Here is a 21,621-nt window from a genome sequence, read left to right on the forward strand (position 1 = left end):
TGTAGGCCAAATCCACATCAAAAGCTTAACGTTTGACCGAGGCAGAAGGGATGAAGCTCGAAGATCCACGTTATGTTCTGAAGTTCTCGTGCTGCGACACAATCGGCATCATCCAGGCTATTTCGAGTTTTCTGGCTCAAAACAGATGCAATATCATCACGAGCTCGCAGTTCGGTGACCGTGATACCGAACGCTTCTTCATGCGCGTAGCCTTCACGCCAATTGATCCGCGGACGGAGCGCTCGACGCTTGAGGGGCTCTTCAAGCCGATTGCAGAGCGCTACGGGATGGATTGGAGCCTGCACGAGACAAGCACCCGGGCGAAGGTGCTGCTCATGGCCTCGCGTTTCGGTCATTGCCTGAACGATCTTCTGTATCGCCAACGCATCGCCGCCTTGAACATGGACGTAGTCGGCATCGTCTCCAATCATCGCGACTTCGAGGATCTCGGAACAAACCGCAACATCCCGTTTCACTATCTGCCTGTAACGAAAGAGACCAAGGCGCAGCAGGAGGCGCGGCTGCGGGACATCATCGAAACCGCCGGCGCGGATCTGGTCGTGCTGGCCCGCTACATGCAGGTGCTATCCGACGAAATGTGCCAATATCTGTCAGGCCGGGCCATTAACATCCACCACTCATTCCTCCCAAGCTTCAAGGGTGCTGCGCCCTACACCCAGGCATATATCCGTGGCGTCAAACTGATCGGCGCGACCGCTCACTACGTGACCCCGGAGCTTGATGAAGGCCCGATCATCGAGCAGGAGGTGCAGCGCGTGAGCCATGAGCACTCGCCGGACGACTTGACCGCCATCGGTCGCGATGTCGAGAGCCTCGCCCTGTCCCGTGCGGTCAAGTTCCATATACCGCCAGTGACATTCTCGGTGACTGACTATGATCGTCTTGTCTGGATTGCGATACTTGGCATGGAAAGCTCACAGGCTCGCTCCGCAGCCACGATGCATTCGCGGCTGGGGTTCCGGAACGATGTCACCTGGGCGTTTACTGCGGCACCTTGTCTATCTCAGCGAAACGGATGGGGAGGCGGACAGGGTCTCCGTGCTCACTCCGGTCGGGGCGGCGTTGATCGGGCTGCGCGAGGGCCAATCGATTACATGGCGGACGCCGAAGGGATGGCAGCAGGCTGACATTGCTGCGCGTCCTTATGGACGATTCGTCGAGCCATGGAGGGAAGTCTCATGACGATCACCTAATCGGTCGCGTCCCGAACCTGAAGAACCGCCTCGCGGACGCCGTCAAGGCTTGGCGAGGAGGCGATCGCCACCCGCTGGAAGCTGGCGGGCCGCAGTGCCTCTCCCACCTTTCGGCTGATTGCGATGGCTGTCATGCTTGCGCAGGAATCCACGATACCAGACCCGATCACCAGACTGCAGAACACCGCTGCCGTTCGGGCAGACATGAAGATGGCCGCATCAACCTTGTTTTGGGAGAGTTCCCGCATCACCCCTGCGCTCAGACGCTCCACTGCGCAGGCCTTGTAGACCACCACCCGGTCGACTGAGAACCTGGCCGGTGCGAGGCCAGCGGCAATGTCGAGGGTGATGTCAAGGCCACTGAGATAGAGTAGCCGTCCCGCCTGGGGATCGGCGTGACGGCACACGTGGGCAATGAGGTCCAGCGCGGTTCCTCCTGCGGCCCGCACATTCGAGAAACCGGCCGCACACAAAGGAGCAGCTGTGCCCGGCCCGACGGCAAAGATCGGCATGTCTCGAGGAATGCCAGGCACCCGGAGCAGTTCGCGAGAGGCGTTAGCAGAGGTAAGCAGGATGGCCGCCCTCCCCGCGAGGACGCGTATGTCCCAGGGAACAGGAACAATCTTCAGCAGCGGTTCGCCCAGCCACTCGACGCCACACGCCTTGAGAATGGCTCCAAGCTCCTCGGACTGTGCCTGCGGGCGCGTGAGCAGAACCGCATCAACACCTCCTGTCATCGGCGCCATCCGGGGATGCCGTCCTACGCGGCACGAAGGCTCCGGTCACCCGCGGCCCGACGGCCTCGACCTCGACGCACGCATCCGCTGCCCCGTCCGAACCGAGCAACGGCATCCGGTCTCCGGCACGCAATCCGAGGAGGGACAGCCCGACCGGGGTCAGCACCGACAGCTCGGCCGGTGGCCACATGCGGTCGTCCGGGTGGATCAGCATGCGCTTTTCCAGGTTCTCTTCGCCCGCGAGCCGATAGGTTACGAACATGTCCAGCGTGACGACGTCGTCCGGGAGCTCGTCCGGCGCGCACAGGTTGGCCCTGCGCAACTCATGCAGCAGCGGCGCCGCGAGTGGGTGGCTCTGCCGGGCAAAGCTTTCCGCCGTGTGCATCAGCCGCTGATGGTCGCGCGCCGTAACGATGATGGGTGGCAGATGGGCGCTCATGGTGATCCTCATTCGGAACATCTCGACTGCTGTGTCAAAGGGACAAACCTACGGGGCGGGATGATTGCCCACGGGCGAAGATGGACACTCAATCGGAAGGATCGCCGTTGCCGCGACCTCGACGACGGCGTCCGGATTGACCAATCCGGAGACCTCCACCAGCGCCATCGCCGGATAGTGGCTCCCTATGATCTCGCGGTAGACCACGCCGAGCTCCCTGAGCCGGGCCCGGTAGTGGTCGATGTCGAGCACGTACCACGTCATCTGCGCGATGTGCTCTGGCCTTCCGCCCGCCTCCGCGAGCACCGTACGCACATTCCGCAGAGCCTGCCGGACCTGGGGGATGAGCCCGATGGACGTCACCCTCCCCGCGTTGTCGGTGGCGATTTGCCCGCTGATGAAGACGAACGTACCCGTGCCGGCCATCGCGTGCGAATAGCCGCGCGGGCTCGGCCACTTGGCCGGGTCGATGCTCCAGAGCGGGGGTGCCATGGGTGGCGGAACGATGGTCATGGTGTCCTCCTGTCGGGCTCCGCAGTGCAGGAAGGGCGGAGCCATAATGATCCGAATTGCAGCCCGCTAATGCCCCTGGGATGTCGGCGCCTCAGCGGCGGCCACGGCCCACGGGGATCAGGATCCTGTTTTCAGGTAACCTGCGGGCATCGGATCCTCGCCCAACGAGGGCGGCTCGAACGAGGGAGCAAGCGTGAACGCGGCCAGGTGCACTTCGGGCGTGTAGTAGCGGGTCCGCCCCTGCAGCGGGGCGAAACGCTCCCGCAGGACCTTGCGCGGCGGGCGCAGCGCATCGCAGGTCTCACCAGCCGTGACGAGCGCGAGCATGCCGCCGGCATAGGTCGGCACGGGGGCCAGGTAGGGCCGCACTCCGGCAAAGGAACCAGAGAGGCGCTCGCACACCATCTGCAGTTCCCTTGGTTGGAAGAAAGGGGCACCGCTTTGGACCGCAATGACTCCACCGGAACGAAGACGACTCCGGCATGCCGCGTAAAAGGCCTCCGTGAAGAGCGACTCTCCTGGCCCCGTCGGATCCGTCGAGTCGATGATAATGACGTCGAACTGTTCCTTGGCATGGGCGACATATTGCGTCCCATCCATGACCAGCACGTTCGTCCGAGGATCGTCGAAGGCTCCTCCAGACACCGTGGGAAGATAGCGCCGCGACAGGCCGATCACCTCGCCGTCGAGTTCGACGAGCGTGGCCCGCTCGATGGGATGCTTCAGAACCTCCTTCAGAGTGCCGCCGTCGCCGCCTCCGATGATGAGCACGTTTCGTGCAGAACCATGAGCCAACAGTGGCACATGAGCGATCATTTCGTGATAGACGTGATTGTCCCGTTCAGTCAGCTGGACAACGCCGTCCAGCACCAGCACTTTTCCGAAGACGGCATTCTCGAAGATCATCACGTCCTGGTACATTGTCCGGCCCAAATGCAGCAGAGTCTCGACTGAAAACATCTGCGTGTAGTCCTTGTAGAGCTTTTCCTGGAACCACTTCACAGAATGACTCCTCTCTTGTGCTCGGCGAGCGTCACCAGCCCTGGCATGAACACGCCTCGAAGGACCTCGATGGCCTTGTGAGGCTGCGCGTTACCGCACATGAACACATCGACGGCCGCGTAGGAGATCTCGGGCCAGGTGTGAATCGAGATGTGGCTCTCGGCGAGGACCGCGACGCCGGAGATGCCGCCGTTTGGCGTGAAGTGGTGCAGGTCGATGTTGAGCAGCGTCGCGCCAGCGCGGGCGGCGGCATTCCGCAGCCCCTTCTCGATGACCGGCAGGTCGTCGAGGTTCGTCGCGTGCCAGAGGTCGACGATCAGGTGAGTTCCGGCGAACAGCATTCCGTCGCGTTTGACGAAGTGATCGAGGCGTCCGTCGTCGGGCGGCGCATTGGTTGAAGGCAGGATCGCGCGAGGTGTTGTCCGGTCGGCATGACGCGAGCGGCTCTCGAAACCATGCGCCGGTGGGCGCAGGTCGGGGGTTGCAATCACGCTGAGACGGTTCGTTTCGGCCATTCAGTTCTCCGTTGACAGGGCTTCTGCCGGTTAGGATGCAAGGGGGCCGCGCGGCCGGCAAAGGCCGCGTGGCTTCTCGCTCTCGTGGCGTGCACGCGGCACGCGCGCCTAAAGCATCGGATGAGAGCATCGTGTGGCCGCCAAACCGGGTCCACTTTTGCGCACGATGCTCTAGGCGGGCTGGAGTTCCGCGACGGCAGGTTCGCGTACCTGCAGCACCGTCAGCCGCTTCGACTCCCCGGTGCGCGTGGTCCAATCAATCGACTTGCCGACGAGGAGTCCGATCAGGGCGGTGCCGATAGGCGTGAGCACCGAAATCCGCCCCTTCGAGATGTCGGCCTCGTTCGGGTAGACGAGCGTCACCATCTGCACCCGCCCCGTCATATCGTCCCGGAAGTCGACCTCGCAGCCCATGCAGACGGTATCGATGGGATGGCGTCCCTTGGGAAGGACATGCGCGCGGTCGAGTTCTTCGGCGAGCTCAGACGCAATCTCGGGCATGGTGTGCGCGGCCGCATTGGCGAGCATCGAGAGCTTCTCGTGGTCGGCGGCCGTCAGGATGATGCGGGGCTTGGCGCCGCCGGTGGTTCTCTTGGTCATGTCAAGGTTCCTGTTCTGTTGGGCACAATGGCAGAGTTCAGGCTGCAGATGGGCCGGGGTCATTGTCGTCGTCCTGCGTTGGCGGGTTCGGGACCGGCTCCGTCGCGGGGCGTCGCCGCGGCATCAGCCGGACAACCTTTCCATCCGGTTGCTCCGCATCTTGTACTGCGGGTTTTGATGACGGTTCGTTCGGGGACTGATGCACGGTGCGGCCTCCTCTGCTTTCAGCGTGCTCACGGGCAAGTGCTGCCTTGAGCGTCTGCGCCAGGAAATCGGCTGTGGGACGTTCGGACGCGGGACACGCTCCGTCCATCCGCAGGCTGCTCCGTCGGCCTGCCGGTTGCACGGGCTTTCGCTCCGCAACGCGGAACATGAGTCTGAAGAAGTGTTGAAGCATACCGCCGCACCGGATGCGCTAGCACCCGGCCTCACAAGATGTCCAAGGGTGTAAGGATCTTGCACTGCCCCGAACCCGGGGCGCGGATGCGCGTCGAGCTCGGGGCTATTCGCCCGCGATGAGATTGCCTGACCGATTCAGGCCGCGATGGTATGGTGCGAAGCTCAACATAGTGCTCCTAAGCTGGTGCACATTGCCCCGTTTGTCAAACCGCCCGGGCATGGTGTGGCGGAATGTCCTGTCCCAGGCCACCCTCGGGCTCACGCCAGGCATCGCTCGTCAGCACCGCATGGATGGCCTCCGCATCCTTCGCTGACCGGAGACGCGCCGCAACATCCCGGTCGCGCAGCCGGCGCGCCACGCAGGCCAGGGTCCGCAGATGCGTGGGATCATCGCCATCGGGGCTCAGCAGCAGGCACACGAGATCGGCTGGGATGTCGTCCGCAGCGCCGAAGTCCTGCGGTGGGTGAAGACGCGCGAAGGCGCCGATGGGCCTGTCGAGCCCCGGGATTGCAGCGTGCGGGATCGCGACGCCACGCCCGAAGCCGAAGGTAGACGCCTCGCCGCGCTCGACAACCGCGCGGCAGACAGCGCCATGATCCAGACCGGCCGCAATGATGTGGGTGAGCCCGTCGACGACATGCCGGACGTCACGAGTGCGCAGGCGCGGGACGACGCGCGTAGGGGAAATCAGGGATGCCATCATGGTGGGTGCCATCATCAATTCCGGCTCGGATCTCAGGCCATCTCACACGTTCAGGAACAGGACGCGGATAGACATTCGTCCCGGGCGGCGCGGGCGCGTCGCCACGGGCTCATGAGCCCGTTTGGAGAAGTCCTGTCCGGAACAGCAGGCGGTGCAAGAGGAAGCGTGTGTTCATGGCATTATGGCAACGCTTGTCGGCGAGGTAAGTTCAAGCTCGCATCAGAGGCTATCCTTAAGTGCCTTCGTGCGGCACATCACAGTGCAGGTCTGCCCCACGCCTGGATGCGCTCGCTTGAGTTCCGTCGCAAATTTTTTTCGAATATCCGCTCCTGCACCGCAGGTCTCAGAGGCAGAGGACGCGGTGTTCAAGGGCAGGCATTTTGGTCGGTCGGGGATCGGTCGATCATGCGGCGGTTCACGATCTGTGAGAAAATCGTCTGCAGCTCGATTGTGCCAGATTGGTCACTGACTCTTCGGAGCCAGGTTCCGGTTCAGTTAGAAGCCCCGGAAGATCGGGCGAACGAGATGCGCAAACTTGATGCTCCGAAAATACCCGAATGGTCGACCGCTCTCCACGGTCAGGCTGGAACTCTCGTCCCTAGAAAGGTTTAGCTTGAACGGAGCCTTTCTTTAAAGGTGCAGATTGGGTGGCGGCGTGAGAGGGCAATGACCATGGGTCGTGCGAAGGCAATCCCGACCTCCAAGACTGGCGCGGCCATACCCACGGCCGCCATGCTTGGCGCTCTGGGGGTCGTCTACGGCGATATCGGCACCAGTCCGCTTTATGCCCTGAAAGAGGCCGCAAGGGCGGCGAGCCCTGAAGGCACGGTTTTCCCCGATGCAGTCCTCGGAGTGGTATCCCTGATCCTTTGGGCCCTGATCCTCATCATCTCGGCCAAGTACGCAATCTTGATCCTGCGCGCCGACAACCGCGGGGAAGGCGGAATTGTCGCCATGCTGGCACTGCTGCATGCTCGGCACGCCCGGCCTGGCACCTGGCGTGCGATGCTGCTGATCGTCGGGCTGGTCGGGGCTGCACTGCTCTACGGCGACGGAGCGATCACTCCGGCGATTTCCGTTCTTAGCGCCATCGAAGGCCTGAAAGTCGACGCCCCCAGCTTGGCGCCGCTTGTACTTCCTCTGACGACTACAGTGCTCATTGGATTGTTCCTGATGCAGCGGAAGGGAACGGGATTCATCGGAAGGATCTTCGGGCCCATTATGCTGGCGTGGTTCGTCGTGCTGGCTGTTCTTGGCATTCGCGGAATCCTGAACGCGCCTTCCGTCCTGGTCGCTATCAATCCACTCGTCGCCCTCGATTTTCTAGTATCCGCGGGACCGGCTGTCGATCTCGCGGTCCTCGGGGCGGCATTCCTCGCTGTCACAGGCGGCGAGGCCATGTACGCTGATATGGGCCACTTCGGTTGCGTACCGATCCGGCTCGCCTGGTTCTGCATCGCGCTTCCCGCTCTCGCGCTCAACTACTTCGGCCAGGCGGCGCTCCTGATCAGCCACCCGGAATTCGCGGACAACCCGTTCTACCAACTTGCGCCGGACTGGGCCCATTACCCACTCGTCGCCTTTGCCACGGTCGCAACCGTCATTGCCTCGCAAGCGATCATTTCAGGAGCGTTTTCGCTGACGCAGCAGGCCATCCAACTCGGACTCTGCCCCGGGCTCCACATTCAGCACACGGCGAGCCATGAAATCGGCCAGATTTACATGCCGGCTGTAAACTGGCTTCTGGCCGCCGCCACGCTCGGGGCCGTGTTCTTGTTCCGATCATCGGACGCCCTTGCCGGTGCCTACGGCATTGCAGTCTCGCTGCTCATGGCCATCACGACCCTGCTCGCGGCTATGATCGCGTTGCGGTGGGGCTATAATCCGCTGCTCGTCGTATTGGTCAACGGATTCTTCCTGCTCATCGATTTCATCTTCTTTGCCGCGAACACGACGAAATTCTTCGAGGGCGGCTGGTTCCCACTTCTCCTTGCGTCCGCGGTGGCATTCCTGATGCTGACATGGCGCAATGGGCAACGCCTCGTTCAAGCCGCCCGCGCCCACATGCGCCAGCCTGAGGCCGAGTTCCTTGAGGTGCTTAATCGGCATCCACCTATCCGCCTGCCCGGCACGGCCGTCTATCTGACCTCGTCGTCCCATGGCATCCCGCTCCCGCTTACGAACTTCCTTAGGCACAATCATGCACTCCATGAGCGCCTGCTCCTCGTCACCGCTCGTTCTGAAGAGGTCCCGCGCGTTTCGACCGAGCACCGGGTCGAGGTCATGGATATTGCGCCGAACGTCAGCCGCATTGTCCTGCATTATGGCTTCATGGAGACCCCATGCATTCCGGAAGGCGTGCGTCTGGCGATTGAGCGCGGCCATCTCGTCGGGGTCGAGCCAGATGAACTTTCCTACTACATTGGTCGCGAAACCATCATCCCGACCGAAAGGGTACGTGGCATGGCGGTGTGGCGCGAAGCAATTTTCGCGTTCATGCAGCGCAACGCGGAGCGATCGGCCGCCTACTTCCAGATCCCGGCCCGGCAGGTGGTGGAGGTTGGCACAGAGATCGAGATTTGAGCTTACGAAAACCTCACGAGGACTTCGTGAGTCCACGGTTCCTATGGCCCAATCCTTCCTGGAGCCGCAAAGAGGAAAGTAAGTTCGTTCATGCGCGACATGCCCTGCCCCTTCTTCCTGGATCCACATATGATGGTGCCTTGCTGAGGGGCCCCTTTACATACCAAGGCCCAGATCAAGCCTCTGATCCAAATCGCTTGATCCGCTAAGACCGTTTCACCACGCCGCGCCTATCGCTCAAGCGGGCGAGGATGCGGTCACGCCGTAGTCTCAGAAATGCCGCACGGAGACGTTACGCCTTCAGAAGAAGCACCGAATCAATCCTGAGTACAGCAGCCTTCTCCATGATGGCTGCAATGCAGGTGGGTTCCCCGGCTCTCTTGGAGGCTATCTTGAAATTCAATCATGGATCAGGTCCGGCTCAGCCGGGACTGAGGAATTGTGTCTACAATCTGTTCAAGAACAAGCAACGCTCCGAAATTCTCTGCGCCGTACCGGAAGACCACCCGATCCCTGGCTTCCTTGGCCCCGAGCAATGGACCTTTGATCGCCCTCTGCGTCCTTTGGATATGCTGCCTCCAGGCTTCCACGAGAGAGCCGCACAGACAGGGGTACGGTTTAACGGCTTCTATCTGTTTCAGGTCACTGACACACATGGAAAGATAGCTGCTTAATCCAACAGGGCCGCTTCGTCACACGCTTCACTTCCGTTGGACATGCCGTGGCTGGGACCTGTGAGGAAACAGGCCATGGCCGCAGGACGATGTTTGTTCCGGCACGAATGCGCGCTGCGCCGAGTGGCTGTATCAGCCGCCCCACACTTCCTGCCTCCCCATCAAAGGGCACAAGCCGAGTTCCCATTATTCCCAATCGTGGGATATACAGGCTCTCACAGCAACTGGGTTCACCACCCTCTCTGGTGCCTGCCAGGCATCCCAGCCGAGCCTTTCTCCCCGAGTGTTCGAATAATGTTACAGAAACGTCCGAGGCCCGTTCCCACCAGCATGAAAGCGGTGCTCTTAAGGAGCGTCGGGCTTCCGGAGAACGCAAGCCTCCCGACAGCCGTGAAGCTGTCGATCCTCGTTGCGTCCGTCATCATCCTCACGATCGCGGCCACGATCGCAGCGTTTCTATATACCTTTCAGACGCAGCAGGGTCTGTTGGCACTTCGTCTCGACAACCGGAACGTTCGCATCGTCCAACTGGCGCTTCTCGATATTGAGACGGGAGCGCGAGGGTTCGTCCTTTCGTCGCGATCAGAGTACCTCCAGCCCTACAGCGTCGGCTTGGAGGTTCTCGACAATCAGAAAGAAACGCTCGGCATGATGGACCGATTCGTGGTTGGGGCGACCGGCGGCACACCGGGAACCCGAACCTTCTCGGCCCTCGTGGCCCACTATCGGTCCGAGATCGCCAAGATGATCGAGGCGGAGCAGTCCGGGAGCGCCAGCGGAGCAATCCAGCGCGCTCATCTCGATGGCACCAAGGCGGCTATGGACACGCTGCGGCAATATATCGACCAGTTCCTGGCTGCGAAGACCGTGAAAGCCAACCAGACGGAAGACAGCCTCGCTGCCCTCCAGACACTCCTTCTGGCGCTTCAGATCATTAGTGGAACTGCGATCCTGTCGGCGCTGGTCCTGGCCTTCCGCGGACTGGCCGGTCAATCTCGGGCCCGGGCGGCGGCGATGGCCGAGGCGGTTCAAAGCCGGGAGCAGGTCGAGCATCTCCTTTCGATGGCTGACATGCTGCAAAGCGCCATGGGGTATGAGGATGCCAATGCAGTGCTGCGCGCTACAGCCGGGAGGCTTTTATCAGGGCTCAGCGGCGCACTCTACATCTTCAACAACTCCCGGGATCGTCTCGACCTTTCCACGACCTGGGGCCATGACGAGGCAGGTGCAGCATTACCGCAGATGATCGCTCCATCCCAGTGCTGGGCCCTCAAGCGGGGCAAGCCGCATATCAATCGGGGGACATACGGCGCCCTGCGATGCGGGCATGCGCTGGACGGGCAGAGCACGCTCGAAATCCCGATGCTGGCCCGCGGCGAGATCTACGGTCTCCTGCAGATTTTCAGCCGCGATTTGGCTGGGGCTGATCTGGAGGACATTCGTCCCTTGGCGGTCGCTCTGGCTGACAGCATGTCCTTGGCCTTATCGAGCATTGCGCTCCGGGAGCGGTTGCGCAATCAAGCCCTGCGCGATCCGCTGACCGGCCTCTACAACCGCCGCTTCATGGAGGAGGTGCTTGAGAGCTTTGCCGTGCAGGCCGAGCGGCGGAACTCACCAATGTCCGCCATCATGATCGATCTCGATCATTTCAAGCAACTCAACGACCAACATGGCCATGCCGTAGGCGACGCCGTGCTACGCGATGTGGCGGGCGCCGTCCTGGCATCGTTACGCAAAAGCGATATTGCGTGCCGCTACGGCGGTGAAGAGCTGATCATCCTGCTGCCGGATAGTGACCTTGCTACGGCGCAGACGAAGGCAGAGGAGGTCCGCAAGCGCATTTCCGAACTCTCATCCTCTGACGGGGTTACCATCAGTGCGTCGCTGGGCGTAGCCTCGATCCCGCAGACATCATCCAGCCCAGCCGACCTCCTGACGATGGCGGATGCGGCTCTGTACCAAGCCAAGCAAGAAGGCCGAAACAGAGTTGAGTCCGCACCCGTGCGAATGGCGCTTGTCAAGCAATAGCTTTTCGACTTTTCGCGCACTCCAAGCGAGCATTTTGCTTGGCTCTCGGGCGGCATCACAGTGGTCGAGCTGCTGATGCTGATGTTCGCAATCCAGTTGAGCAGCGCGCGGCGCTCAGCCATGCCCTTAGGGTGCCTAACAGAACCGGGATGAGGGTTGGTTGGGCATGGCCAAAGCTCTTGTGCCTGACACCCTCTGGGCGACCATTGGGCCACTGCTTCCGCCTACGCCCGCCAAGCCGAAGGGTGGGCGCGCCTGCATCGCATCCTGCTCGAGCGCCTGGCCGATGCCGATTTGGGATCCGATCGCTCGCTTTCGCTGAGTGCCGCGTCAGGATGACCGAACCGGATCGGTAAGGGGATCAGCAATGTGGTGCGCCGGTGACACAATATCCGAGGTCGGCCACCCTGTTTGACGCTCGATCATGCGGCGCACCCGTGGCCGATCGGGTCCTTGGTGAAGGGCTCGCAGCCTTTCACTGACGATCGCGTCGGCATGTGTCATGCGCTGGTTGTGCCGGACGTATTCCAGCCAAGTCGGACTATGATAGCGTTCAATCCATACCTCAGGATTCTCCAAATCACGCAGCAGGGTCCAGTGTCGCGCCCCGTCGCGGCGTCGGATCCGCTTCCGCTCAGCCATGATCGCGAAGAATGCCACCACATCCTGTTCGCGGATGATGTACTCGATCGTGATCACGATCGGGCCGCTGCGTGGTCGAATGTCGACCTTGATGTCAGGCTCAGTCCAACGATTGAGTGGATCGAGGTTCAGGGTTTTCATCTCGGGCAAGGCAAACCGCAGGCCGAGCGCTGCGCCTGCGACCAGCACGGCGGCGGATATCAGGAGAGCGTCGGCCGTTCCCAGACGCTCGGCGGCGGCTCCCCAGATCCAACTGCCAACGGCCATCCCGCCGAACGTTGCCATCTGGTAGAGCGCGAGGGCACGACCGACGACCCATCGCGGCGAGGACAGCTGGACGGTCGCATTGAAGCTCGCGAGCGCCAGCACCCAGCTCGCACCCCCGAGGGTCATCGTGGCGATGGTCAGGAGCGGAAAAGCACTCAACCCGGCTACCGTCGCGCAGATGGCGAAGCCGATGAAGGCCAGGCGCACGAGCGCTTCGAGCGATAGAGCCTGCCGCAGGCGGGTGCTCAGGAAAGCACCGCCAACCGCGCCGGCGCCGAACGCACCGAGCAGGAGACCATAGGTGAAAGGACCGCCGTGGATCAGGTCGCGTGCAATCAGCGGCATCAGGGCTTGAACCGCGATTGCGGCGAGTCCGAAGACCGCGCCCCGCAACAGCACGACCCCGATGTGCGGTGACATCGCAACATAGCGAATGCCCGCGGCCATCGCGGTTCCGAGCGTTTCCGGCGGCAGGACCCTGGGCGGCATTGCGGGCCGCCACCGTACCAGAACAAGGATCAGCCCGATATAGCTGATGGCATTGACGGCGAAGGCGGCGAAGGCGCCGATGGTTGCGACGATCATCCCGCCGATCGCGGGTCCGACACTTCGTGCGATATTGAAGCCCATGCTGTTCAGGGCGATCGCGGCTGGGAGATCCGATCGCGGCACCATCTCCCCGACCAACGACTGCCAGGCCGGTCCATTGAAGGCCGTTCCGCAGCCGACTAGGAAGGTGAATGCAAGCAGAAGCCAGGGCGTCATAAGTCCGAAATAGGCGCACATCGTGAGGGCGATGGACACGCCCAGCAGAAAGAGCTGCGACGCGAGCATCAGCTTGCGCCGGTCGAAGTTGTCGGCAATGGCCCCCGCTGCAAGCGAGAACAGCATGATTGGAAGCGTGGTTGATGCCTGCACCAGCGCGACCAGATCGGCCGATGTGCTGATTGAGGCCATCAGCCAAGCGGCCCCAACCGATTGGATCAATCCTCCTAAGTTGGACGCGAGGCTTGCGACCCATACAGCGAGGAAAATGCGATGCCGGAATGGCGACAGCGGGGATCCTTCCTTGTGCAACGTCTTCGGCTCTGTCGGCATAGGCGGCTCGTCCTCACGGGATTTGGACAACAAGTCGGTTAGATCTGGTCGGATTTCTACCAGAGCACCAGAGACATCGCACGACACGGGAAATGGAAAAACGGGCGCACGGGTAGCGGAACAGACGAATGAGGCGTCGGCGATGTAATGGTGTGGGGCGATGAGCTCTGCGGTCTGGCGGCCCTTACACGATACCCCAGGCGCGGTAGCGGGAGCGGCCGGTGAGTTCGCGCGGTCGCGCGCCGCCGAGCTGGGCCAGCATCAGGTCGACCGCCTTGGGCGTGACCTTGAGCAGCTTGGCGGCGAGCGGCACGGTGACCAGCGGGCGCGACAGGAACAGCTCGACCAGCGCGGGCAGCCTGGAATTCGCGCGGCATTGGTTCGTCACGCGGCTCATCAGCTCGCGCGCCAGGATGAGCCGGTCGAGATCCTTTTCGCCGAGCGCAATCGCCTCCTCGACCACCGTGCAGAAGCCCTGCAGCTTTTCCAGCGCCCCTTCCCTCCCCTGCGGCCGGAACTTGGATTGCTTGAACCCGGCGGCGAGCGGCAGCAGATGCGAGGTCAGGCCCCTGCTCCGCAGGAGGGCGGCGGCCAGGACCAGGCCGAGCCAGGGCAGGCGCGGGTACAGGTTGAGGTCGAGCCACGCGTTCCACGCCACGGCGGCGGCCGCAATGGCCGGCCAGTGGCCGGTGCGCTGGACGACCTCGAGCCACAGGTCTTCCGCCTCACCCTCGTCCTGATCAGGATCATAGACCAGGTGTGAGCGGCTCTTCGGGATTGGGGTCTCACCGGCGAGCACCTGGCTGGTGCGGTCGAGCAGGGCATCGATGGCGGCAAAGTGCGCCTGCCACGGATCGGCATCGGTGGCATAGGGCGGGTAGGCTGCGTCATCGTCGGGATCGGGCTTCCTGCCCTTCGACCTGACGGACGCCGCCTCAGCCACACCACCGATGCCGCGCAGGGCAGCGAGCCCGTCGATGGAGACCGGCCAGGGCGCCTTCCGGGCCAAGGCGATGCGCCTGGCCCGCAGGGCGGCGGCGGCCCGGGTCAGCTCGTGGGTGGGGTGGCGCACGTCCATGCCGGCATCGTGCAGGACGAGATCGCCGACATCGACCAAGTGGCCGTCGAGGATCAGGGCGCGCACGGCCTCGGTCATGTCGCAGCGCGCCTGCCAGCCGGCCGAGAGCCCGGAAGCGTCCAGCCGGGCCTCGAAGCGCAGGATGCGGATCGTGATCTGCTCGAGCCGCCCGGCGATGCTCTCCCATGGCAGCTCGGGCAGAGCATAGGTGCGCGGCACCAGGAACGGCTCGTCGTCAAACTCCCCTGCCCTGCCGCCGAAAGCCACGCTGTGATCCTCAAGCTAAACCGTTGATGTATCGAGCTATAGCGTGGCAAGAGGAAGTGAAGCAAGGCATGACTACCATGAGGTATGAGAGAAATCAGACCTTTGGAAAGCGGCATCCTCGGAGATCGAGACCGATGCTCAAGCGCGCGCTTTTCGACAGCGCTTCAGCGCTCAGCAACGGCGCCGCATGAGCCGAAAAGCCCTGTTTTAAGCCATTTTTGCGTACCGGAGGGAAGCCCCTCTCCGGCCGACTGGTTAAGCAAAAGCCTCAATCCACGTCATCAAACGATCGTTTATTAATAACATCAATATTTGTACAAAATGCTTTTCTGCATGACATTGGGGTGCCAGCTTCTAGGGCAAGCGCTGGCGCTACAATGTCCCCGTTTTGAGAAAACTGAGGGAACGGAAGAAAGCCGGGCTTGTTGCTAGGGATCTGAGATCGGCCGGAGGAGAGCTTCCGCATGAAATCGATCTTTGTGCTCCTTGTCATTGTGAGCCTCCCAGCCGGTGCCATGGCTCAGTCAGGACCCACGACCCTGAGCATGACCTGTGCCCACGCCAGAGGGATCGTGACCTCTCAGGGCGCGGTCGTGTTGCACACAGGACCGACGACCTACGACCGCTATGTTCGAGACTCGAGCTTCTGCGCACTCCAAGAAACGGGTCGTCCTGCCTGGGTGAGAACCGCTGATGTCGCCTTATGTCCGATCGGCCAGGTTTGTCGATCAATCGAGATGGATAATGGGCGGTAAACAGGGAGTGATTAGATCGCTCCGAATTTCCGATAAGCCCTTTATGAAATCGGATAGGGTGTCTTTTTGAGGTGTTCGGAAGAATTAAAAAGCGGCCGGGGCTGAGATTGAGTAAAGAGCCAGTCTAACCATCTCCGCGGACGCTCTTGGCTGGAGCCCGAATACTCAACAATGCTTCCTAGACAAATCCAGTCTGGTAGCGTCAAAATCGTAAGATAATTGCATGCAGATCCAGCTTCTTGAGGAAGCCAATCCCCGGGGGCTGGCGACGGGACGGCTGGCCTACGTGCTCACCCAAAAAGCTCGGGGAAGAGTATATGATCGTGGATTATGGGGCACTCGCGGTATTTATTGCTTTCTTTGCTCTAATGGTATTCGCGAAGTTCGCCTTCGACAAAGTTATCAAGGCGAAAAGTCTATCGGATAGATTCAAGTACCTTCTGCAGTACGTGGCCATTCTGGCAATTGGTATTGCAATGGGATGGGCATTCTTCCTCTATAGAGGCGTGTTCAGCCTATCGGATCTGCCATTCCATCGATAACTGTTTCAGGTCTGTGGGTGCCGTGTGAAGCTGCCCTAAGTTTTTCGCGGAACGGGCATTATGGAATTCAGCGGGTGCTTGGGGTAAATCCGAAGGCGCGTCTAACTCGACCAAGTCTGTGGACCAGGATTCCCACAAGGTGGCCCCCTCCCCTTCCAAAAAACGCCTCATCGGCTACGCCCGCGTCTCCACGGAGGACCAGGCAACCGAGGCCCAGCTCGACGAACTCAAAGCGGCCGGCTGCGAGGTCATCCACCAGGAGCACGGATCGGGTGCGGCCCGCGCCCGGCCGGTTCTCTCCGGTCTGCTGCGGGATATCGGCAAGGATGAGGTCCTGGTGGTCGTTAGGCTTGATCGCCTTGCCCGCTCCGTCAGCCATCTCCTCGAGGTAATCGAGGCCCTTGAGGCCAAGGGAGCTCATTTCCGTTCGCTCCGCGATCCAATCGACACGTCCACGCCGCAAGGCATGTTCTCGCTGCAGGTCCTCGGCGCTGTCGCCCAGCTCGAGCGGTCCCTCATTTCCGAGCGGACCAAGGCTGGCATCAAGGCAGCCCATGCCCGTGGCAAGAAGTCCGGCAATCCAGGCCTGCGGGAGCGTCGGCCTGAAGCCATCCGCAAGGTCGCCCTCGCCCGCGACAAGGTCTATCTCAGTGACCTGCTGACGACAGCCAACGCCTTCTTGCCCACGGTCCGGCAGATGCGTCCCCAGCACAGCTGGGAGGACGTCGTGCAGGTGCTCAACAACAAGGGCCAGCGCTGGTCGGTCGAGAGGCTGAGGCGGTCCGTGCGTCGCCTGGTCAAGGAGCGGATAGTTGATCCGGCTCTGATCGGACGCGCTCCTCGTCGCACCCCGGACGATCGGCTGTTGACCCTGGTTGCCGGCATCGCCATGGCCGATCCGGAATTGTCCCTGCGCGAGATCGGCGCGCAGCTTGAACGGATGCGTGAGCGAACGCCGCGAGGTGGCGTCAGATGGTCAGCCTCGTCTGTGAAGCAGCAGCTCGATCGTGCCAGGAAACTCGGACTGGCCTTGCCGGCCTCACGGCAAAGCACGGTCTAGCAGCCTCGCGGGCCAATGGAATTCACTGGTCAGGTCCGAGGCAGAGAGCCGACCCCGGTCGACGGACCGGAAAGCTAATCACCTGGAGCTGGAAACTCGCCCTATGGGCTCCCCTCCCCACTTACTGAGGTGGGCTGTGCATTTCCATCAACCCTTTACGTAGTCCCGATGGGCGGGGAGTTGATGCTCCATCAGGCTCTCCGCTTGAACCACCGCACGGGCCACGGCCTGGGCCATCACGGTTGCGGCGATCGCGCCGATCGCAGACACATCGGCACGGACAGACGAAGCCTTGCCCGTGGACAACGCAAAGATCGTATCGCCGTCGGACATGGTGTGCACGGGGTTAATGCTGCGTGCGAAACCGTCATGGGCCATCTGGGCGATCTTGGTCATCTCGGCCTTATTGAATGGGACATTGGTCGCAACTGCCCCGATGGTCGTATTACCGCCTGTGGACGTGACGACTCGGTAGCCGCCCAGGATCGCCGCCATGGCATCACGGAAGCCCCGCCCCTTCTCGCTCCGTGCTCCGGCAAGAATTTGGCGTGTTTCGGGATGATAGACGTCACCGACTGCATTCACGGCGACAATGGCGCCAACGACGATATCCGTGCCAGGAACGTGGTGGCTGGCGGTGCCGAGGCCACCCTTCATGGCGAAGGCAGAGCCGAACATCTTGCCCACCGTTGCCCCCGCCCCTGCCCCGACATTTCCCTCGGGGGTTGGGCCTGACGCGGCGGCGAGGCAGGCTTGGTATCCAGCCTCGGCATCCGGGCGGATCGTGAAGTCGCCAACGCCTAGGTCCATCAGAATGGCCGCCGGGACGATCGGGACAACGCCAGCGCGCAACTTGAATCCGAGCTTGCGCTCCTCGAGATAGCGCATCACCCCGGTGGCGGCGTCGAGCCCATAGGCACTGCCACCGGAGAGCAGGATAGCTTGGACCTGCTGGACGGCGTTGGTTGGATTGAGCAGGTCGGTCTCGCGGGTGCCGGGGGCGGAGCCGCGCACATCCACGCCGCCCACAGCGCCGTCCTCACACAGAATGACCGTGCAGCCCGTCGGCCGGCGGGTAAGGGTGTGATGGCCGATCTTGATTCCAGGAACGTCCGTGATGCTGCCACCCATGAGGGGCGGATCAGTTTGCTCAGTAGCTGCAGCGGCAGGGGCGCTCGTTCGATGGACAAGGAGAGGAGCCGCGGAAAGGGCCAGCATGGACCGGGTGAAGGTTCTACGTTTCATTGCGGCCTCATGAATTTGTTTGGGGGGCCTTTCGCCTAAGCGTTCCACCACGGATGACGCACCGAGGGAAGATCGGCACCCAAGGACAGGAGTTGATTGGATGGGATCGAGGGCGCCAGGTAAAGTTCTAACTTCGATCGGGCCGCGTTACGTACCCTCGCCTCTGCTTTCGGCGCAACCACACCTCAAGAGCTTCGGCAGCCCTGCTCTCGTTCTCGTGCAACTCGATCCTGCGCTTTCCCGTGGTACCGATCCGGCCCCATTCGCGAATTAGGGCAACGTCGCCGAAGAGACTTTCCTCGAGCGAGAGGGCGTAGAAGCGGGCCATGTTGGCGTCAGGATCACGGCGGTCGAGGACCAGATATTGGATCTTGGATTGCGGCATGCCTTAGTGTTGCGCAAGCGCGTAAGCCGATCCAATTCAAATAAGGAATCGGTTCATGGCAACAGATTCATGCGATTGATGGGTGCTGGTTCTCAGCAATTGAATCGGGTTGGGAGCTCCCAACCGAGCCGACAAATTCTCCGAGTTGAAGAATCCCTTAACCTTTACGGCAATAGGTGTGTATATGTCGATTTGCCGTAAACGAAAGGGCTGCCGTGAACCAGCACGCTGCAATGATTGACGCTGCAATGCCGTCTCCCGAATCCGGCTCTGCCATTGGCGAGCACGCTGCGATCCTTCGTTCGCAGCTGCAAGCAATGGCAGCTGCCTTCTATCCTCCAAGTGCTGCAAAGAGCCTCCGCCGATTCTCATCCGGTGAGGCAGCCAAGATGCTTGGAATTTCTGATAGCCGGTTACGGCAGCTATCAATCGAAGGACATGGCCCACAGCCAGAGATCACCCAGTACGGGCGGCGGTCATATTCTCTCGCCGACATTCATGCGCTCCGTGCTTACTTCGACGAGACCACTAAGTCCGGCCGGAAATTTTTGCCCCGTCGCCAAACCGACGAACACCTGCAGGTTATTTCCGTCGTCAATTTCAAAGGCGGTAGCGGAAAGACAACGACATCGGCGCATCTCGCCCAATATCTAGTTCTCAAAGGCTATCGTGTCCTGGCCGTCGACCTCGACCCGCAGGCCAGCTTGTCCGCCCTGCACGGTGTCCAGCCCGAGATCGATGTCGGCCCTGGGGATACGCTCTATGGCGCGATCCGGTATGATGCCAGCCGTCGTCCTCTAGCCGACATCATTCGGCCCACCTATTTCACGGGCCTCGACATCGTGCCCGGCAACCTCGAACTTATGGAGTTCGAGCACGAAACGCCGAAAGCCCTTGCGTCCCGCCAACGGGATCAGATGTTCTTCACCCGCGTCGCACAGGCCCTCGATACCGTCTCCGACCAGTATGATGTGGTTGTCATTGACTGCCCGCCGCAGCTCGGGTTCCTGACGCTTTCCGCCCTTTGCGCGGCGACGTCACTTCTCATTACTGTTCACCCACAAATGCTCGACATTGCGTCGATGTCGCAGTTCCTTGCCATGACGGATGACCTGCTAGAGGTCGTGCGCGGTGCCGGTGGACAGATTCGGTATGACGCTCTCCGTTACCTCATCACCCGGTACGAACCCCAAGACGGGCCGCAAACCCGCATCACTGCGCTCCTCCGCAATCTCTTCGGTGAGGCGGTCCTTACAAGCCCGATGGTAAAGTCCTCGGCCGTTTCAGATGCCGGCCTGACCAAGCAAACCCTGTATGAGGTTGGTCGAGAGACGATGAACCGGCAAACCTACGACCGTGCGATCGAAGCGCTGGATGCCGTCAACGGAGAACTCGAAGCAATGGTCCGCAACTCTTGGGGGCGTGCAGCATGAGCCGCAAGACCGCAATGGACGCCATCTTCTCGGCGAAGCCTTCTGAAAAGTTGGGAACTCCCAACTCCTCCCCCCAGCCGGTTGTTCCGCCCCGGCTTCGCAGTGGCGCAATTGCAGCCATGGGGGCGTCACTCCAGCAGTTGACAGAGAGCGCCAGGATCGCGGACCAGGTTGAGGCAGGCTCCGCAATCATCGAGTTGGATCCGGCTTTGATCGACAGCTCGTTCGTGTCTGACCGCATCGCCGATGCCTCGGACACGACTATTGGCGCTTTGGTGGAAAGCATCCGTGAAAGCGGCCAGCAGGTCCCAATTCTCGTCAGAGTGAGCCCAAAAGACGAGAAGCGCTATCAGGTCGCCTACGGCCATCGCCGCGTGAAAGCGGCGATGCGACTCGGGATCAAAGTCCGCGCTGTCATTCGCAATCTAACGGATCAGGAACTTGTCGTCGCGCAGGGCAAGGAAAACCTGGATCGCCGGGATCTCTCATTCATCGAGAAGGCATTTTTTGCGCTTCACCTCGAGAGCCTCAAGTTTGACCGTGCCGTCATCATGCAGGCTCTATCGACCGAGAAGAGCGACCTGAGTCGATATCTGGCGGTAGCGAAGGCGATCCCGGAATACATCGCGACCGCCATTGGCCCGGCACCAAAAGCGGGCAGGGCGCGTTGGCTTGCTCTCGTCGAAGCACTTGAGACTGCACAGGCCAAGAAGTCAGCTGAGAAAGCAATCACTGATCCTGCCTTCGCAAGCCTCGATACTGACGGCCGGTTTGCTCGCGTGCTGGCAGCGGCATCGACGAAGACTTCAGAGATTGCAAAGCCAGCTGCAAAGATGATTGCCATGGCTTCAGGTCAGAAGGTCGCTACGGTCAGCAAGACCGGCTGCGATCTGAAAATCAGTGTCGACCCAGGATTCGGCGTCGAGTTCGCGTCGTTCCTTGTCGAGCAACTTCCAGGTCTCGCAGAGGCATTTGCTAAAGCGAGAGAGGAGGGGGCTACGTGATGTAGCTGCGGCAAAGCAAAAGGCCATCGGAGCGCCACTGGTCTCACGGGGCGGGCGATCCGGCGCATTCTCAGCCGCCGCCCGATCTCCAGTTGATTGTCCCGACGGTCGGAAGAGGGAAGTCGCTACAAGGGTCTAATGATGCGGACGCCGGCGCGGTCGACAGCGACCCTGCCTGCAAGGCTATCACAGGACTAGCAAGGCCTGAGGAGCCTCGTTGAAGAAACTTTCTACAAAACGGGCAATGGAAGACTCAGAGCCCAGCACAAAGAAACAAACAACGGATCGCCTAAAGCGCTTTTGGTTTCAGTGTAGGACATAGCCGGCGTGCCTGATCCAGCCTCGGGCATCTTTTGCAGTGATGGCGTCGAGGGCTGGTTTGAGTTCTGCTTCCAAGGCTTCGAGGCTGCGGGCAGCTCTCGCCTTGAGCCGCTCTT

18 protein-coding genes and 2 pseudogenes are annotated in these 21,621 nt (G+C 61.4%); 9 read left to right on the forward strand and 11 right to left on the reverse strand.

Translation table 11 applies throughout. The features are described from left to right. Positions 1-50: 50 nt before the first annotated feature. Together purU and AB4Y97_RS12255 are read left to right on the forward strand one after the other, a co-directional pair. A pseudogene (purU, locus tag AB4Y97_RS12250) lies at positions 51-842 on the forward strand (formyltetrahydrofolate deformylase); the annotation flags it as partial. Between the two features lie 145 nt (positions 843-987). After that, positions 988-1,203: a GreA/GreB family elongation factor gene (locus AB4Y97_RS12255; RefSeq protein ID WP_441999318.1), complete on the forward strand. Its 216-nt coding sequence runs from the start codon at positions 988-990 to the stop codon at positions 1,201-1,203. 7 nt (positions 1,204-1,210) lie between these two features. Here the strand turns inward: AB4Y97_RS12255 and AB4Y97_RS12260 are convergent, their stop codons facing one another. The 7 genes from AB4Y97_RS12260 to AB4Y97_RS12290 all read right to left on the reverse strand — a co-directional run bounded on the left by AB4Y97_RS12260 (position 1,211) and on the right by AB4Y97_RS12290 (position 6,138). After that, positions 1,211-1,951: a uroporphyrinogen-III synthase gene (locus AB4Y97_RS12260; RefSeq protein WP_441999319.1), complete on the reverse strand. Its 741-nt coding sequence runs from the start codon at positions 1,949-1,951 to the stop codon at positions 1,211-1,213. Continuing rightward, positions 1,935-2,390 (reverse strand): GreA/GreB family elongation factor, encoded by a 456-nt coding sequence (locus AB4Y97_RS12265; RefSeq protein ID WP_441999320.1) that lies wholly within the window; start codon positions 2,388-2,390, stop codon positions 1,935-1,937. The genes AB4Y97_RS12260 and AB4Y97_RS12265 overlap by 17 nt, the downstream gene beginning before the upstream one ends. Before the next feature lie 48 nt (positions 2,391-2,438). Next, complete coding sequence (locus AB4Y97_RS12270; protein WP_441999321.1) at positions 2,439-2,903, reverse strand: RidA family protein; 465 nt, start codon at positions 2,901-2,903, stop codon at positions 2,439-2,441. A 117-nt stretch (positions 2,904-3,020) separates the two neighbouring features. Continuing rightward, positions 3,021-3,905 (reverse strand): polyamine aminopropyltransferase, encoded by an 885-nt coding sequence (speE, locus tag AB4Y97_RS12275; protein WP_441999322.1) that lies wholly within the window; start codon positions 3,903-3,905, stop codon positions 3,021-3,023. Next, positions 3,902-4,420, reverse strand: coding sequence for an adenosylmethionine decarboxylase (gene speD / locus AB4Y97_RS12280; RefSeq protein ID WP_441999323.1), 519 nt, complete (start codon positions 4,418-4,420; stop codon positions 3,902-3,904). Before speD ends, speE begins: the two co-directional genes overlap by 4 nt. A gap of 171 nt (positions 4,421-4,591) precedes the next feature. Further along, positions 4,592-5,020 carry a nucleoside diphosphate kinase regulator gene (gene rnk / locus AB4Y97_RS12285; RefSeq protein ID WP_441999324.1) on the reverse strand — a complete coding sequence of 143 codons (429 nt, stop codon included), beginning with the start codon at positions 5,018-5,020 and terminating at the stop codon, positions 4,592-4,594. A 602-nt stretch (positions 5,021-5,622) separates the two neighbouring features. Beyond that, entirely contained in the window at positions 5,623-6,138 is a 516-nt protein-coding gene (locus tag AB4Y97_RS12290) for a PTS sugar transporter subunit IIA (RefSeq protein ID WP_441999325.1), read from the reverse strand. Positions 6,139-6,855: 717 nt separating this feature from the next. Here AB4Y97_RS12290 and AB4Y97_RS12295 point away from each other — a divergent pair. The 3 genes and pseudogenes from AB4Y97_RS12295 to AB4Y97_RS12305 all read left to right on the forward strand — a co-directional run. Then, complete coding sequence (locus AB4Y97_RS12295) at positions 6,856-8,706, forward strand: potassium transporter Kup (RefSeq protein WP_441999339.1); 1,851 nt, start codon at positions 6,856-6,858, stop codon at positions 8,704-8,706. A gap of 968 nt (positions 8,707-9,674) precedes the next feature. Further along, positions 9,675-11,408 carry a diguanylate cyclase gene (locus tag AB4Y97_RS12300; protein WP_441999326.1) on the forward strand — a complete coding sequence of 578 codons (1,734 nt, stop codon included), beginning with the start codon at positions 9,675-9,677 and terminating at the stop codon, positions 11,406-11,408. Positions 11,409-11,574: 166 nt separating this feature from the next. Beyond that, positions 11,575-11,661, forward strand: a pseudogene (locus AB4Y97_RS12305) (IS5/IS1182 family transposase); the annotation flags it as partial. Positions 11,662-11,738: 77 nt separating this feature from the next. Here AB4Y97_RS12305 and AB4Y97_RS12310 read toward each other — a convergent pair. Together AB4Y97_RS12310 and AB4Y97_RS12315 are read right to left on the reverse strand one after the other, a co-directional pair. Next, positions 11,739-13,415 (reverse strand): MFS transporter, encoded by a 1,677-nt coding sequence (locus AB4Y97_RS12310; protein WP_441999327.1) that lies wholly within the window; start codon positions 13,413-13,415, stop codon positions 11,739-11,741. A gap of 184 nt (positions 13,416-13,599) precedes the next feature. Continuing rightward, on the reverse strand, positions 13,600-14,760 hold the full coding sequence (locus AB4Y97_RS12315; protein WP_441999328.1) for an RHE_PE00001 family protein: 1,161 nt from the start codon (positions 14,758-14,760) through the stop codon (positions 13,600-13,602). Between the two features lie 1,072 nt (positions 14,761-15,832). Between AB4Y97_RS12315 and AB4Y97_RS12320 the strand changes: the two genes are divergently transcribed. Further along, on the forward strand, positions 15,833-16,057 hold the full coding sequence (locus tag AB4Y97_RS12320) for a hypothetical protein (RefSeq protein WP_441999329.1): 225 nt from the start codon (positions 15,833-15,835) through the stop codon (positions 16,055-16,057). A 139-nt stretch (positions 16,058-16,196) separates the two neighbouring features. Further along, positions 16,197-17,117 carry a recombinase family protein gene (locus tag AB4Y97_RS12325; RefSeq protein ID WP_441999330.1) on the forward strand — a complete coding sequence of 307 codons (921 nt, stop codon included), beginning with the start codon at positions 16,197-16,199 and terminating at the stop codon, positions 17,115-17,117. Between the two features lie 147 nt (positions 17,118-17,264). Here the strand turns inward: AB4Y97_RS12325 and AB4Y97_RS12330 are convergent, their stop codons facing one another. Beyond that, positions 17,265-18,362 (reverse strand): P1 family peptidase, encoded by a 1,098-nt coding sequence (locus tag AB4Y97_RS12330; RefSeq protein ID WP_441999331.1) that lies wholly within the window; start codon positions 18,360-18,362, stop codon positions 17,265-17,267. 127 nt (positions 18,363-18,489) lie between these two features. Next, the gene (locus AB4Y97_RS12335; RefSeq protein ID WP_441999332.1) at positions 18,490-18,747 is read right to left on the reverse strand and encodes a WGR domain-containing protein; all 258 of its coding nucleotides are present in this window, start codon (positions 18,745-18,747) and stop codon (positions 18,490-18,492) included. Between the two features lie 233 nt (positions 18,748-18,980). Here AB4Y97_RS12335 and repA point away from each other — a divergent pair, with 233 nt between their 5' ends. Together repA and repB are read left to right on the forward strand one after the other, a co-directional pair. Continuing rightward, positions 18,981-20,180, forward strand: coding sequence for a plasmid partitioning protein RepA (repA, locus tag AB4Y97_RS12340; protein WP_441999340.1), 1,200 nt, complete (start codon positions 18,981-18,983; stop codon positions 20,178-20,180). Then, on the forward strand, positions 20,177-21,184 hold the full coding sequence (gene repB, locus AB4Y97_RS12345; RefSeq protein WP_441999333.1) for a plasmid partitioning protein RepB: 1,008 nt from the start codon (positions 20,177-20,179) through the stop codon (positions 21,182-21,184). The genes repA and repB overlap by 4 nt, the downstream gene beginning before the upstream one ends. The last annotated feature ends 437 nt before the right edge of the window (positions 21,185-21,621 follow it).

The sequence above is a fragment of the Microvirga sp. 2TAF3 genome (genome assembly GCF_052114965.1).
Classification (GTDB): Bacteria; Pseudomonadota; Alphaproteobacteria; order Rhizobiales; family Beijerinckiaceae; genus Microvirga.

Coding starts and splice junctions, on each gene's coding strand:
- AB4Y97_RS12320 (WP_441999329.1), top strand. CDS start 15,833: ATGATCGTGGATTATGGGGCACTCGCGGTATTTATTGCTTTCTTTGCT.
- AB4Y97_RS12260 (WP_441999319.1), bottom strand. CDS start 1,951: ATGACAGGAGGTGTTGATGCGGTTCTGCTCACGCGCCCGCAGGCACAG.
- rnk (WP_441999324.1), bottom strand. CDS start 5,020: ATGACCAAGAGAACCACCGGCGGCGCCAAGCCCCGCATCATCCTGACG.
- AB4Y97_RS12255 (WP_441999318.1), top strand. CDS start 988: ATGTCACCTGGGCGTTTACTGCGGCACCTTGTCTATCTCAGCGAAACG.
- AB4Y97_RS12270 (WP_441999321.1), bottom strand. CDS start 2,903: ATGACCATCGTTCCGCCACCCATGGCACCCCCGCTCTGGAGCATCGAC.
- AB4Y97_RS12310 (WP_441999327.1), bottom strand. CDS start 13,415: ATGCCGACAGAGCCGAAGACGTTGCACAAGGAAGGATCCCCGCTGTCG.
- AB4Y97_RS12330 (WP_441999331.1), bottom strand. CDS start 18,362: ATGAAACGTAGAACCTTCACCCGGTCCATGCTGGCCCTTTCCGCGGCT.
- speD (WP_441999323.1), bottom strand. CDS start 4,420: ATGGCCGAAACGAACCGTCTCAGCGTGATTGCAACCCCCGACCTGCGC.
- AB4Y97_RS12335 (WP_441999332.1), bottom strand. CDS start 18,747: ATGCCGCAATCCAAGATCCAATATCTGGTCCTCGACCGCCGTGATCCT.
- AB4Y97_RS12300 (WP_441999326.1), top strand. CDS start 9,675: ATGTTACAGAAACGTCCGAGGCCCGTTCCCACCAGCATGAAAGCGGTG.
- AB4Y97_RS12290 (WP_441999325.1), bottom strand. CDS start 6,138: ATGATGGCACCCACCATGATGGCATCCCTGATTTCCCCTACGCGCGTC.
- AB4Y97_RS12265 (WP_441999320.1), bottom strand. CDS start 2,390: ATGAGCGCCCATCTGCCACCCATCATCGTTACGGCGCGCGACCATCAG.
- AB4Y97_RS12295 (WP_441999339.1), top strand. CDS start 6,856: ATGCTTGGCGCTCTGGGGGTCGTCTACGGCGATATCGGCACCAGTCCG.
- repA (WP_441999340.1), top strand. CDS start 18,981: ATGATTGACGCTGCAATGCCGTCTCCCGAATCCGGCTCTGCCATTGGC.
- repB (WP_441999333.1), top strand. CDS start 20,177: ATGAGCCGCAAGACCGCAATGGACGCCATCTTCTCGGCGAAGCCTTCT.